Raw genomic sequence first — 13,599 nt, 5'->3', positions numbered from 1 at the left:
CCCCAGCAGATGCTGGAGACGGGGTATCAACATATCTGGCGTTGATTTTTGGCACGCTGTTGAGTTCTCAAGGAACGGACGCTTCCTTTGTACTCACCCTCTCGGGCTTTCCTCCGGGCTTTTCCCTCCGGTCTTGCGTTTCCGACTCTATCAGATCTTTCCGATCCGATTTCCTCGGTGCTTTCCAGGTTCCCGCTCTCGCGTTTCCCTTTCCGGCGGTTCCGACTTTATCAGATCCTTTCGGGCCTGACTCCCAGTCAGCGGGGCTTTTCTTCCCGGCCGTTGGGCCGTTCCGACGAGTGAGACTTTAGCGGATTCCTCGCTCCCGAGCTAATCGGGGCTGTGTTCTGTCGAACGCGGATTCCTCATTCCGTAAATACGCAGGCCAATGAAACGACGGCAGACAGATCGACTGTCGTCGAGTGGTGGTTGGTACTTGCGGAGTGGCTGTCCGGGGACCGACCGGGGTCGGCGCTCACGTCGGACAACTCGGAGAACAGTACGGACCGGGTCTGGGCGTGTCAACTTCACTCCCTGTGGCACCCCGGGGGCGTAGTCTGACGGCATGACGACGCGTACGTGTACCCAGCTGTGGTGGGCCGCCTGACGGCGGCCGCGCTCACGTACGCACTCAACGGCCGCCGCCTCGGCGGCCGTTTTCGTTTCTCCCTCCAGGGGGTCGGCCGGCCGGGGACGGCGGTCTCGACCAGGAGGAGAAGAGATGACGCGGGTCTTCAGTGGGGTCAAGCCGACCGGGCATCTGACGCTGGGGAACTACCTGGGGGCCATGCGACGGTGGGCGACCGTCGATCAGCACCAGTCCGACGCGGTGTTCTGCATCGTCGATCTGCACGCGCTGACCGTGGACCACGATCCCGCGCGGGTGCGCAGGCTCAGTCGGCAGGCGGCGACGTTGTTGTTGGCGTCAGGGCTGGATCCGGAGCGGTGCACGGTCTTCGTACAGAGTCATGTGGATGAGCACGCGCGGCTGTCGTACGTGCTGGAGTGCGTGGCCACGGACGGCGAGATGCGGCGCATGATCCAGTACAAGGAGAAGGCCGCGCGGGAGCGGGTGCGGGGCGGGAGTGTGCGGCTGTCGCTGTTGACGTATCCCGTGCTGATGGCGGCGGACATCCTGGCGTACGGGACCGATGAGGTGCCGGTCGGGGACGACCAGACGCAGCATGTGGAGCTCGCGCGGGATCTGGCGGCGCGGTTCAACCAGCGGTACGCACATACGTTCGTGGTGCCTCGGGCCACGTCGCCGCAGGTCGCGGCCCGGGTCATGAACCTGCAGGACCCGGCGTCGAAGATGGGCAAGAGCGATGACTCCGGGCCCGGGATCGTCTATCTGCTCGATGAGCCGGACGTGGTGCGGAAGAAGGTCATGAGGGCCGTGACCGACAGCGGGCGGGAGGTCGTGTACGACCGGGACGCTCGACCGGGACTGGCGAACCTGCTGGAGATCCTCGCGGCGTGCACGGGTGGGAACCCATCGGAGCTGAGCGGTGTATATGAATCGTACGGAGCCTTGAAGAAGGACACCGCGGAGGCCGTGGTCGAGGTCCTCAAGCCCGTACAGGACAGGCACAGGGAGCTGTGCGCGGATCCTGGTTATGTGGAGGGGGTGCTGCGGGATGGTGCGGAGCGGGCTCGGGCGATGGCTCGGCCGACCGTGGATGCCGCGTATCGGGCGATCGGACTGCTGCCGGCGGCTTCGACCGCGACGGCGGATATCGGGGTGACCGTGTAGGGCGCGCTGGGCCGCCCCCTGAGCGGGGGGGGCGGCCGGGCGTCACTTGTTGCTGCTGCCGGAGGCCAGCTCGCGGCTGCGGTCGCGGGCGGCTTCGAGGGCGGCGATGAGGGCGGCGCGTACGCCGTGGTTCTCGAGTTCGCGGATGGCGTTGATGGTGGTGCCGGCAGGGGACGTGACGTTCTCGCGGAGCTTGACGGGGTGTTCGCCGCTGTCGCGGAGCATCGTCGCCGCACCGATCGCGGACTGGACGATCAGGTCGTGCGCCTTGTCCCTGGGCAGTCCGAGGAGGATGCCGGCGTCCGTCATGGCTTCGACCAGGTAGAAGAAGTACGCCGGGCCGGAGCCGGAGAGGGCGGTGCAGGCGTCCTGCTGGGATTCGGGGACGCGGAGCGTCTTGCCCACGGAGCCGAAGATCTCCTCCGTGTGGGCGAGGTCGGCCTCGCTGGCGTGGCTGCCTGCGGAGATGACGGACATGGCCTCGTCGACGAGGGCGGGGGTGTTCGTCATCACGCGGACGACCGGGGTGCCGGCGGCGAGGCGGGACTCGAAGAAGGAGGTGGGGATGCCGGCCGCGCCGCTGATGACCAGGCGGTCAGTCGGGATGTGCGGGGCGAGCTCGTCGAGGAGGGTGCCCATGTCCTGCGGCTTGACGGTGAGGATCAGGGTGTCGGCGGTCTTGGCGGCTTCCGCGTTGGAGACCGGGGTGACTCCGTGGCGGGCGCGGAGTTCTTCGGCTCGTTCCGCGCGGCGGGCCGTCACCAGGAGGTCGGCCGGGGCCCAGCCACCGCGGATCATTCCGCTGAGCAGGGCTTCGCCGATCTTGCCGGTGCCGAGGACTGCGACTTTCTGAGTCATGGCTGGGGTGTCCTCCGGGGGTTGCGTCGTCCGGATTCATCCTCGCACCGGGCGCCGCCTTCGGAGGTGACGTGTCCGGTGGGCGGACGGTCCGGGCGACGCCGGGCCGGGCCCCTCGGGGGTCATGCCGTCCTGCGTCGCAGGGTCGCCGCTCCCAGGCCCAGGACCAGTAGGGCGCAGCCCGCCACGATCAGGGCGTCGCGGACGAAGTTGGCGGTCATGTCGGTGTGCTTGAGCACTTCGTTCATGCCGTCGACCGCATAGGACATGGGGAGGACGTTGGAGATGGCTTCGAGGGCGGGGTGCATGTTGTCGCGGGGGGTGAACAGGCCGCAGAGGAGGAGCTGGGGGAAGATCACGGCCGGCATGAACTGGACGGCCTGGAATTCGGAGGCCGCGAAGGCCGAGACGAAGAGGCCGAGTGCGGTGCCGAGCAAGGCGTCGAGCAGGGCCACGAGCAGGAGCAGCCAGGGGCTGCCGGTGACGTCCAGGCCGAGGAACCAGAGGGCGAGTCCGGTCGCCAGGGCGGACTGGATGATCGCGAGCGTGCCGAAGGCGAGGGCGTAGCCGGCGATCAGGTCGCCCTTGCCGAGGGGCATGGCGAGGAGGCGTTCGAGGGTGCCCGAGGTGCGTTCGCGCAGGGTGGCGATGGAGGTGACCAGGAACATCGTGATCAGCGGGAAGATCCCGAGGAGGGAGGCGCCGATGTTGTCGAAGGTGCGCGGGCTGCCGTCGAAGACGTAGCGCAGCAGGAACAGCATCACGCAGGGCACGAGGACCATCAGCGCGATGGTGCGCGGGTCGTGGCGGAGCTGGCGCAGGACCCGGGCCGCGGTGGCGGTGGTGCGGGCGAGGTTCAGCGCGCCGGTGGGGACGGGCCGGGGTGTCGTGGTGCTCGTCGTCGTGGTCATCGCGTGGTCTCCTTCGCGCGGGCGGCAGCCGCGACCGCCTCGTCGACCAGGTGCAGGAACGCCGCCTCGACGGTCTCGGATCCCGTACGGGTGCGGAGGGCTTCGGGGGTGTCGTCGGCGAGGATCTCGCCCTCGCGCATGAGGAGGAGGCGGTGGCAGCGCTCGGCCTCGTCCATGACGTGGGAGGAGATGAGGAGGGTGGCGCCGCGGGAGGCGGCGATGTCGTGGAAGAGGTTCCACAGGTCCCGGCGCAGGACCGGGTCCAGGCCGACCGTGGGTTCGTCCAGGACGAGGAGTTCGGGGGTGCCGAGGAGGGCGACGGCGAGGGAGACGCGGCTGCGCTGGCCGCCGGAGAGGTTGCCGGCCAGGGAGTCGGCGTGGCTGGTGAGGTCGACGTCGGCGATGGCGCGGGTGACGTTCTCGTGGCGCCGGTCGGCGGCGGTGTGGCCGGGGTCGAGGATCGCCGCGAAGTAGTCGAGGTTCTGGCGGATCGTCAGGTCGTCGTAGACGGAGGGGGCTTGGGTGACGTAACCGATGCGGGTGCGCAGGGTCGGGTGGCCGGCGGTGCGGCCGAGCACGTCGAGCGTGCCGGTGACCTTGGCCTGGGTGCCGACGATCGATCGCATGAGGGTGGTCTTGCCGCAGCCGGAGGGGCCGAGCAGGCCGGTGATCTGGCCGCGCGGGACGGTGAAGGTGAGGTCGCGGAGCACGTGGCGCGGGCCGCGTACGACGTTGAGGGCCTCGGCTCGGATGGCAGGGCTGTCGGGAGGGTCCGAGCGGACCGCGTCGGCCGGCGAATAATTCATCATGCGATGAATAATGCTCCGACGGGGCTGCGGCGTCAAGCGTCGAGGTGGGCTCGGGGAGGGGGCGTGCCGAGGTGCGCCCTGAGACGTGCGAGGTCGCGAAGTGCCGGGTGCCCGGTGCTGGTGCTGGTGCTGGTGCCGGGAGGGCAGGCGGTAGGCGGGGAGGCGGTAGGCGGTAGGCGGGGAGGCGGTAGGCGGTAGGCGGTAGGCGGTAGGCGGTAGGCGGTAGGCGGTAGGCGAGTGTCAGATGGCAGGTGCCGGGCGGGCCCGGGCGGGCGGGCCACCGCCCCACCGGCGCCGGTGCTGCCACCCCTGCCCCCGCAGGCGGTCGTCCGGGCGAGCGTCCGGGCGGGGCGGCCCCGGGCGGGCGGGCCCGGGTACGACTTCGCCCGCCCTCGCCGGTTCGGGGCGTAGGGCGGGCGGGGTGGTGGAGCCGCGTCAGGGGGTGGTGGCTACGAGGAGGTCGACGTCGTAGGTCTCTTCGATGATTCCGTCGGGGAAGGCGTTGAGGAGGAACTGCCTTTCCTCGGCGAGGAAGGCGGTGCTCGCCTCGGTGCCGTGGACCAGGAAGATCGAGTGGCTGCCGATGTTGGCCAGGTGGGTGTCCACGGGGACGCGCCGGCTCCAGCGGACCTTGCGGCGGATGAAGTCGAGCTTGCCGGTCGGGTCGCCGAGGGCGGCTCGGGCGCCGCTGCCGTTCTGTTCGACGACGGGATGGAGGCCGAAGCTGCGTTCGATGCGTTGCGCCTGTGCGGCGTGCCAGGCGATGTCGAGCGGGGTGGTGTTCCACCACAGGGCCAGCGCACCGCCGGGGCGCAGCACCCTCAGGGCCTCCGGCACCGAGTGGGTGGGGTCGGTCCAGTGCCAGGCCTGGGCGTAGGTGAGGAAGTCGGCGGAGGCGGTGGCCAGGGGGAGGTTGTTGCCGTTGCCGCGGACGATCGGTATGTCCGGGTGGGCGTGCCGGAACTGGGCGGCCATGCCGTCGCCGGGTTCCACGGCCAGTACGTCGGCGCCGCGCTGCTGGAGGAGGGCGGTGGCGATGCCGGTGCCCGCGCCGACGTCGATGACGCGCGCGCCGGCGAGAGGGCGGCCGGCGAGTTCCTCGATCGCGTCGAAAAGGGCGGGCGGGTAGGAGGGGCGGTTCTCGGCGTACTGGGCTGCGGCAGCGTTGAAGGAACTTGCGCGGTCGGAGTGGGAGGGCGCGGTCATACGGCCATGGTGACCCTGGTTGGTGCGGTGTGCACCGAGTTTCACGGGGGTGGTTCGGCTGGGCAGGTCGGTGGGTTCGGTGGCGGTGGGTTCGGTGGCCGTGGCTCGGTGGGTTCGGTGGCGGTGGGTTCGGTGGCGGATTCGCCGTCGGCCAAGTACGGGTACCGCGGCCCGGCGGCCGTCTGTGCGGCACGCCCGCACGACTGTCCCCCCCCCCCCCACCTGCGGCACGCCCGGCTATCCGTGCCGCACGCCGCACACCCCCGCTGGGGAACGAGCCCAACCTCCAGGACGGCCACCAGCCACGAGCCGCGGCCGGGCATCACCACCAGGCGCGACCACCCACAGCGCACCTCGCCACAACCGTCCTCATCGGGACGCCACTCCCGCCGCCCTCATCCGGACGCCACCGCCCCCGCTGCCCTAGCCGTCCTCGGCCGGGCGCCGTCGTCCTCGCCGCCCCCGCCGTCCTCATCCGGACGCCGTCGTCCCCGCCGTCCTCGTCGGGGCGTCGTGCACCGCACTCCACCCGAACGCGGCCTCTAGTTGCGGCGGCGCTTCTTCGACGGGTTGCCGGTGCGGCGGGTCGTGCGGGATTCGTGTTGCTTGCGGGCCGTCTCGTATTCCTCGCGGTGGAGCTTCTCGCCGGGGGCCTCGATGAGGGAGCGGAAGAAGTAGGCGAGGAGGGAGCCGACGAAACCGATGGTGAGCAGGCCCCGCAGGGACGCGTGCCGGTCGGGGTCGGGGCGTTTGGTGAAGGCCTCCCAGGTGTGGCGGAAGGCGAGCGCGCTGCAGATCGCGAACATGGCGACGACCAGGACGGTCACGAAACTGCCGGGGCCGGCGATCGCAATGCCCTCGTAGGCGAAGCGGAGCACCAGGCAGGAGACGGCCGCGGCCAGGAGGGACCCGGCGGCGACCCCGATACGGCGGGCGGTGTAGCCGTTGTCGTGTTCGAGCCAGGTCGTGCCGAAGAAGCGCAGGGGCTCGGGGCGGGGGCCCGAGGAGCCCGCGGGGTGGGCCGGGGTGCCGTTCTTCTCGCTCACGAGTCGATTATGGCTCCGGTGGGGCCGCGGGCTCCGTACGGGGCCCGGCGTACCGGGACCCGCCTGGCTCAGGAGCAGCGCGGACGGACGTAACCGTCGCTGCCCGTCTGGACGTAGGCGTCCGCGACGTACTGGCCGTCGTCGATGTTGTCCCAGATGTTCGACGTGCCGTACGGACCGGACACGTTGGTGCCCGGCGTCTGGCAGTAGATCGGGATCCGGGCGCCCTCGGGCAGGACGCGGACGATGCTGTAGCCGGTGCCGGGGCCCCGGCGGACGTTCAGGCGGACGCCCGGCGCGACCGAGTAGTAGCGCACGGCGTCGGCCGTGGCAGCCATCGTCTCTACGTCGTCGGCCGTGGCCGCCATCGTCGCTACGGCGTCGGCCGTGGCCGCCATCGTCGCTACGGCCTCTGCCGTGGCGCCCCCGGCATCCTCGGCTCTTTCGGCCTCTTCGACGCGATCTGCGGACATGATCGTTCCTCCCCCGTTGATCCCCATGACTGCCATGGGGTCCCGTTGATTCCCCTAAATCACGCCACGCACACATGTGCGTGTTGGGAACACGGAGGCTAGCAAGCCGCCTCTGTCTCGTACGAGTCATCGACTAGGCTCCGTGCGTCGCGCGCGCGGACGAACAGCACGGGGGTGTTCCCATGGCGCCACAGCAGAACGCCGGAGCTGGCGCGGAAGCGGAACTTCCCGAGTACGCCGGTCACTACCGCCTGGAGGAACGTCTGGGCTCCGGTGGCATGGGCGTCGTACATCTGGCGCGGAGCACCTCGGGCATGCAGCTCGCGGTGAAGGTCGTGCATGCCGAATTCGCCAAGGATCCCGAGTTCAGAGGGCGTTTCCGGCAGGAGGTGGGGGCCGCCCGCAAGGTCAGCGGAGCCTTCACGGCGCCGGTCGTGGATGCCGATCCGGAGGCCGAACGGCCCTGGATGGCCACCCTGTTCATCCCCGGCCCGACCCTCTCCGATCATGTGAAGCGGAATGGCCCGATGGAGCCGGCGCAGCTGCGTCGGCTGATGGCGGGGCTGGCCGAGGCGCTGCGTGACATACACCGCGTCGGCGTGGTGCACCGGGATCTGAAGCCGAGCAACGTGCTGCTCGCCGAGGACGGGCCGAAGGTCATCGACTTCGGCATCTCTCGGCCAAAGGACAGCGAACTGCGGACCGAGACGGGCAAGTTGATCGGCACGCCGCCGTTCATGGCGCCGGAGCAGTTCCGGCGGCCCCGGGAGGTCGGTCCGGCCGCCGACATCTTCGCGCTCGGGTCGGTGCTGGTGCACGCGGCGACCGGACGGGGGCCGTTCGACTCGGACAGCCCGTATGTCGTCGCCTACCAGGTCGTCCATGACGAGCCGGACCTGACCGGCCTGCCGTCGAATCTCGCGCCGCTGGTGCTGCGTTGTCTCGCCAAGGAGCCCGAGGACCGGCCGACGCCGGACGAGTTGATGCGCGAGCTGCGGTCGGTGGCGGCGTCGTACGACACGCAGGCGTTCATACCGGCGCAGCGGGCCACGGACGGGCCGCACAAGTCGAAGTCCCCCGCGGAGCCGGAGTCGGAACCGGAGCCGGAGTCGGAACCGGAGCCGGGAGCGGCGGGATCGGACGCCGGGGCGCGGTCGGGTCGGCCGGGGGCCGGCAAGAAGTCCGAAGGGCCGTCCGGGGGAACCCGGCGCCGTCGGCTGCCGGCCCTCGGCGCCGGGGTCGTCGGACTCGCCGCGCTCGCCGCGCTCGCCTCGGTGCAGCTTCTCGGCGGTGACGAACCGGCGCCGAAGGGCGGGGACGCGCGGACCACGCCGGCCGCCTTCGAGGCGTGGACGGCGACGCCGGCGCCCGGGAAGGGCATGCCCCAGTGTGCCTACGGGGCCGGGAAGGTGCTGTGCGCGCAGAGCGGGCTCGTCTTCGCGCTCGACCCCGGAAACGGCCGGCTGCTGTGGCGCCATCCCGTCGCCCCGTCGCCCGTGAGCGCGGCGCCGGTCGTCGCGGGCGGCCTCGTGCACCCGGCGTCGGTACCGGCGGACGGCCGGCTGGAGGCGTTCGACCTCGCCACCGGCACGTCGGCCTGGCGGCGGAACGGGCCCGCGTACAGCGAACCGTCGGCCGCCGGCGGCATGCTGCTGCTCACCGGTGCCGACGGCACGGTCACCGGCGTCGACGGGGCCTCGGGCGAGAAGCGGTGGAGCCGTTCGCTGCCGGGGCACCAGGAGCCGTACTTCGTCTCCTTCGCCAGGGATCCGCTGGCGTACACGGCGACCGCGTCCGCGGACGGTTCGAGCACCCGGGTCACGGCGGTGGACCCGGCCACGGGTGAGGTGCGCTGGGACGCCCGGCTGGAGGGAACTCTGGAACTCGCGGGGACGTCGGACGGGTCGGTGTTCCTGTTCTCCGTCAACGGGATCTACAGCGACACGAGGGCCCTGATCCGCTACTCCCCCGCCGACCGGACATCGCAGCGCGTGCCCCTGCCGCGCCCGGTGCAGCAGGCACGCGGCACGGTCCGTGGGGACGTCGTCTACGTCGTGGGCGACGGCGGCTCGCTGGTCGCCGTCGACATGAAGGCGCGCAAGCAGGTGTGGAGCCTGGAGACGTCCGTGGTCCGTACGTCGTCGCCGGCCGTCGACGGTCGGCATGTGTACGTCAGCGCTCCCGACGGCCGGCTGCTGGCCGTGGATGCTCGCAGCGGCAGGCTCGTGGGCCAGACACCGCCCCGGCTCGGCGCCGACTCGGACCGGGTGGCGGCCAACCTGCCCGAGCCCCTGCTCGCCGGCGGCCGGGTCTACTCCGCCGCCCCCGACGGCACCGTCTTCGGCGTCGACGCCCGCGATCCGTCGCGGTGGTGACGGAGGGGCGGCGGGCACCCGCGGCAGGGCGGCGCCCCCGTCCCGCCGAACGACGCCCGGGCCGCAGCCGCTACCGACCCGCGACAGGGCGGCGCCCCCATCCCGCCGGACAACGCCCAAGCCGCAGCCGCTACCGACCCGCGACAGGGCGGCGCCCCCATCCCGCCGGACAACGCCCAAGCCGCAGCCGCTGCCCACCCGCGACAGGGCGGCGCGCCCGTCCCGCCGGACGACGCCCGTGCCGTAGCCGCTGCCCACCCGGCCCCCGCCCCGACGCCCCCGCCGTCCTCGAAGCCCCCGCCGGCGGCAGCCGAAGGGGCCGCCTCCGAAGAGACGGCCCCCGCGACACGCGCTACGGGCGTCAGCCCAGCTTCGTCACGTCCCGCACGGCGCCCTTGTCCGCGCTGGTCGCCATCGCGGCGTAGGCGCGCAGGGCCGCCGACACCTTGCGCTCACGGTTCTTCGGGGCGTACGTCCCGTTCAACGCCTGCTCGCGACGCGACAGTTCCGCCTCGTCGACGAGCAACTCGATCGAGCGGTTCGGGATGTCGATGCGGATGCGGTCGCCGTCCTCGACGAGGGCGATCGTGCCGCCGGACGCGGCCTCCGGGGAGGCGTGGCCGATGGAGAGGCCGGAGGTGCCGCCGGAGAAGCGGCCGTCGGTGATCAGGGCGCAGGTCTTGCCGAGGCCGCGGCCCTTGAGGAAGGACGTCGGGTAGAGCATCTCCTGCATGCCGGGGCCGCCCTTGGGGCCCTCGTAGCGGATGACGACGACATCGCCGTCCGTCACCTGCTTGTTGAGGATCTTCTCGACGGCCTCTTCCTGCGACTCGCAGACGACCGCCGGACCCTCGAAGGTCCAGATCGACTCGTCCACACCCGCGGTCTTGACCACGCACCCGTCGACGGCGAGGTTGCCCTTGAGGACCGCCAGGCCGCCGTCCTTGGAGTACGCGTGCTCGGCGCTGCGGATGCAGCCGCCCTCGGCGTCCTCGTCGAGCGCCTCCCAGCGCTCGGACTGGGAGAAGGCCTCCGCCGACCGGACACAGCCCGGGGCGGCGTGCCACAGTTCGACGGCCTTCGGCGAGGGGGACCCGCCGCGCACGTCCCAGGTCTTCAGCCAGTCCGACAGGGACGGGCTGTGGACGGCGTGCACGTCCTCGTTCAGCAGTCCGGCGCGGTGCAGCTCGCCGAGCAGGGCCGGGATGCCGCCGGCGCGGTGCACGTCCTCCATGTAGTACGTGCGGTCCTTGGCGACGTTCGGCGCGACCTTCGCCAGGCACGGCACCCGGCGGCTGACCTCGTTGATCTGCTCCAGCCCGAACGGGACGCCCGCCTCCTGGGCGGCGGCCAGCAGGTGCAGGATCGTGTTGGTGGAGCCACCCATGGCGATGTCGAGGGCCATGGCGTTCTCGAAGGCCGCGAAGGTGGCGACGTTGCGCGGCAGGACCGTGTCGTCGTCCTGCTCGTAGTAGCGGCGGGTGATGTCCATGACCGTGCGGGCCGCGTCCTCGTACAGGCCCTTGCGGGCCGTGTGCGTGGCGAGCACCGAGCCGTTGCCGGGCAGGGACAGGCCGATGGCCTCGGTCAGGCAGTTCATCGAGTTGGCGGTGAACATGCCGGAGCAGGAGCCACACGTCGGACAGGCGTTCTCCTCGATACGGAGGATGTCCTCGTCCGAGATCTTGTCGTTCACCGCGTCGGAGATCGCGTCGACCAGGTCGAGGGTGCGGACCGTGCCGTCGACCAGCGTGGCGCGGCCGGACTCCATGGGGCCGCCGGAGACGAAGACGGTGGGGATGTTGAGCCGCAGGGCGGCGTTCAGCATGCCCGGGGTGATCTTGTCGCAGTTGGAGATGCAGATCAGGGCGTCGGCGCAGTGCGCCTCGACCATGTACTCCACGCTGTCGGCGATGAGGTCGCGGGACGGCAGGGAGTAGAGCATGCCGCCGTGCCCCATCGCGATGCCGTCGTCGACGGCGATGGTGTTGAACTCACGCGGGATGCCCCCGGCTTCCCTGATCGCCTCGCTGACGATCCGGCCGACGGGCTGGAGGTGCGTGTGACCGGGCACGAACTCGGTGAAGCTGTTCGCCACTGCGATGATCGGCTTCCGGCCGATGTCCGCACCGGGTACACCGGAGGCGCGCATAAGGGCGCGGGCGCCCGCCATGTTGCGGCCGTGGGTGACTGTGCGGGACCTCAGCTCGGGCATCGTCGCTCGCTCCTTCAAGGACTGCAGGGACTGCGATCAGAGACGTCTGACTGCTAACGAGCGTACGCCCGTCATCCAGAGGTCGGGACGAGGTGTCCGGAATGCGGGACGAATGTCTCGCGAAACCGGCGCCGTACGCCTCGGCTCCCCGCCCGCGCCACCGCCGAACCGGCCGTCACGGGCCGGTCAGGTGCCGCTGCACGACGGGCGCCACGCGCGCGATGATCTGCTCCGGGTCCGCGGAGGCGATCGGTTCGATCTTGATGACGTAGCGCATCATCGCGACCCCGACCAGCTGCGCGGCCGCCAGCTCGGCGCGCAGTTCCGCGTCCGGGGCGTCGATCTCGCCGGCGACGCGGCGCAGCAGCTGGGCCGCGACCATGCGCCGGAAGACGGTGGCGGCCGCCTCGTTGTTGACCGCCGAGCGGACGATCGCGAGCAGCGGCCTGCGGGTCACGGGGTTCTCCCAGAGCCCGAAGAGGAAGCGGGTCAGGCGCTCGCCGACGTCTTCCAGGGGCGCTTCGAGCACCTTGTCCCGCACCGCGAGGGCGGGCACCAGGGCGACTTCCACGGCCGCTTCGAAGACTTGTTCCTTGGTGCCGAAGTAGTGGTGCACGAGCGCGGAGTCCACGCCGGCCGCCTTGGCGATGCCCCGCACCGAGGTCTTGTCGTAGCCGCGCTCGGAGAACTCCTCGCGGGCGGCGTCCAGGATGCGGTCGCGGGTGTCGGCGGACTCGGCGCGCGGGGGCCGGCCCCGGCGTCGCGAACCCACCCCGCCCCGCCCGTCGGCCGTGTCGGTCATGGCCGGGGTACCTTCACCGCGGAGGCCAGGTGCAGCCGCGTGAAGGCGAGGGCCTCGGCGAGGTCGGCCTCGCGTTCGGCGCTGGACATCGCGCGGCGGGTGTTGACCTCGATGACGACGTGACCGTCGAAGCCGGTCAGGGCGAGACGTTCCAGCACCTCGGCGCAGGGCTGGTTGCCGCGGCCGGGAACGAGATGCTCGTCCTTGGCGGACCCCCGCCCGTCCGCGAGGTGCACGTGCCCCAGCCGGTCCCCCATCCGGTCGATCATCTGCACGGCGTCCGCGCGGGCGGTCGCCGTATGGCTGAGATCGATCGTGAAGTGGCGGTAGTCGTCCTTGGTGACGTCCCAGTCGGGGGCGTAGGCGAGCATCTCGCGGTCGCGGTAGCGCCAGGGGTACATGTTCTCGACGGCGAACCGCACGTCCGTCTCGTTCGCCATACGCCAGATGCCGGCGACGAAGTCCCGGGCGTACTGGCGCTGCCAGCGGAACGGCGGATGCACCACGACCGTGCCCGCCCCGAGCTTCTCGGCGGCGGCCTGGGCGCGCTGGAGCTTGGTCCACGGATCCGTCGACCAGACGCGCTGGGTGATCAGCAGGCAGGGCGCGTGGACGGCGAGGATCGGGATCCGGTGGTAGTCGCTGAGCCGGCGCAGCGCCTCGATGTCCTGGCTGACCGGGTCGGTCCACACCATGACCTCGACACCGTCGTAACCGAGGCGCGCGGCGATCTCGAAGGCCGTCGCCGTCGACTCCGGATAGACCGAGGCCGTCGACAGGGCGACCTTCGCATCCGGGATGCGCACCACTGGATCTGCCACGAGGGACAGAGTACGGGGCGGCATGCACGCCGGGGGAACCGGCGACCGTACGGCTACCGGGAGGGCTGGGTATCGGCCAGCTCGGCGAGCAGCAGGTGTGGCGGGCTTCACGTAAGCGCGCCCAGCGGTCGCCCACGACGCGAGGGGTCGTGCCGGGGGGTCCGCCCGCAGCGGCACGCCCCGCGGTCGCCCACGACCCCGACCACCCACCGACCGCAGGCGCTACACAAGCCCCCACCGACCCGCACAGGCCGCCGCAGGCACCACCGCGCACCCCCACCGACCCGCACAGGCCGCCGCAGGCACCACCGCGCACCCCCACCGACCCGC

The 13,599-nt window shown here is 71.3% G+C and carries 11 protein-coding genes; 2 read left to right on the top strand and 9 right to left on the bottom strand.

Annotated features, from left to right (window positions below):
- Nucleotides 1-721: 721 nt before the first annotated feature.
- A complete protein-coding gene (gene trpS / locus ACGFW6_RS44810) occupies nt 722-1,753 on the top strand; it encodes a tryptophan--tRNA ligase (RefSeq protein ID WP_393523495.1) in 1,032 nt (343 codons plus the stop codon).
- Nucleotides 1,754-1,795: 42 nt separating this feature from the next.
- On the opposite strand, the gene proC is transcribed toward trpS, so the two are convergent.
- The 6 genes from proC to ACGFW6_RS44780 form a co-directional block, all read right to left on the bottom strand.
- On the bottom strand, nt 1,796-2,611 hold the full coding sequence (gene proC / locus ACGFW6_RS44805) for a pyrroline-5-carboxylate reductase (protein WP_393523492.1): 816 nt from the start codon (nt 2,609-2,611) through the stop codon (nt 1,796-1,798).
- A 122-nt stretch (nt 2,612-2,733) separates the two neighbouring features.
- Nucleotides 2,734-3,522 carry an ABC transporter permease gene (locus ACGFW6_RS44800; protein ID WP_393523490.1) on the bottom strand — a complete coding sequence of 263 codons (789 nt, stop codon included), beginning with the start codon at nt 3,520-3,522 and terminating at the stop codon, nt 2,734-2,736.
- Nucleotides 3,519-4,331: an ABC transporter ATP-binding protein gene (locus ACGFW6_RS44795; RefSeq protein WP_393523488.1), complete on the bottom strand. Its 813-nt coding sequence runs from the start codon at nt 4,329-4,331 to the stop codon at nt 3,519-3,521. Before ACGFW6_RS44795 ends, ACGFW6_RS44800 begins: the two co-directional genes overlap by 4 nt.
- A gap of 435 nt (nt 4,332-4,766) precedes the next feature.
- Complete coding sequence (locus ACGFW6_RS44790) at nt 4,767-5,537, bottom strand: class I SAM-dependent methyltransferase (protein WP_393523485.1); 771 nt, start codon at nt 5,535-5,537, stop codon at nt 4,767-4,769.
- A 542-nt stretch (nt 5,538-6,079) separates the two neighbouring features.
- The gene (locus tag ACGFW6_RS44785; RefSeq protein ID WP_393523483.1) at nt 6,080-6,583 is read right to left on the bottom strand and encodes an EamA/RhaT family transporter; all 504 of its coding nucleotides are present in this window, start codon (nt 6,581-6,583) and stop codon (nt 6,080-6,082) included.
- A gap of 68 nt (nt 6,584-6,651) precedes the next feature.
- Complete coding sequence (locus tag ACGFW6_RS44780) at nt 6,652-7,056, bottom strand: SH3 domain-containing protein (RefSeq protein WP_393523480.1); 405 nt, start codon at nt 7,054-7,056, stop codon at nt 6,652-6,654.
- Nucleotides 7,057-7,238: 182 nt separating this feature from the next.
- Between ACGFW6_RS44780 and ACGFW6_RS44775 the strand changes: the two genes are divergently transcribed.
- A complete protein-coding gene (locus ACGFW6_RS44775; protein WP_393523478.1) occupies nt 7,239-9,431 on the top strand; it encodes a serine/threonine-protein kinase in 2,193 nt (730 codons plus the stop codon).
- Nucleotides 9,432-9,792: 361 nt separating this feature from the next.
- Here ACGFW6_RS44775 and ilvD read toward each other — a convergent pair whose 3' ends face one another.
- From ilvD to ACGFW6_RS44760, 3 genes are all read right to left on the bottom strand, one after another.
- Entirely contained in the window at nt 9,793-11,646 is a 1,854-nt protein-coding gene (gene ilvD / locus ACGFW6_RS44770) for a dihydroxy-acid dehydratase (RefSeq protein ID WP_393523475.1), read from the bottom strand.
- Nucleotides 11,647-11,821: 175 nt separating this feature from the next.
- The gene (locus ACGFW6_RS44765; protein ID WP_393523472.1) at nt 11,822-12,448 is read right to left on the bottom strand and encodes a TetR family transcriptional regulator; all 627 of its coding nucleotides are present in this window, start codon (nt 12,446-12,448) and stop codon (nt 11,822-11,824) included.
- On the bottom strand, nt 12,445-13,269 hold the full coding sequence (locus ACGFW6_RS44760) for a sugar phosphate isomerase/epimerase family protein (protein WP_393523470.1): 825 nt from the start codon (nt 13,267-13,269) through the stop codon (nt 12,445-12,447). The genes ACGFW6_RS44765 and ACGFW6_RS44760 overlap by 4 nt, the downstream gene beginning before the upstream one ends.
- Between the last annotated feature and the right edge of the window lie 330 nt (nt 13,270-13,599).

The sequence above is a fragment of the Streptomyces sp. Y7 genome, from assembly GCF_043195415.1.
Classification (GTDB): domain Bacteria; phylum Actinomycetota; class Actinomycetes; order Streptomycetales; family Streptomycetaceae; genus Streptomyces.
This window is presented reverse-complemented; position numbering and strand designations above follow the sequence as displayed.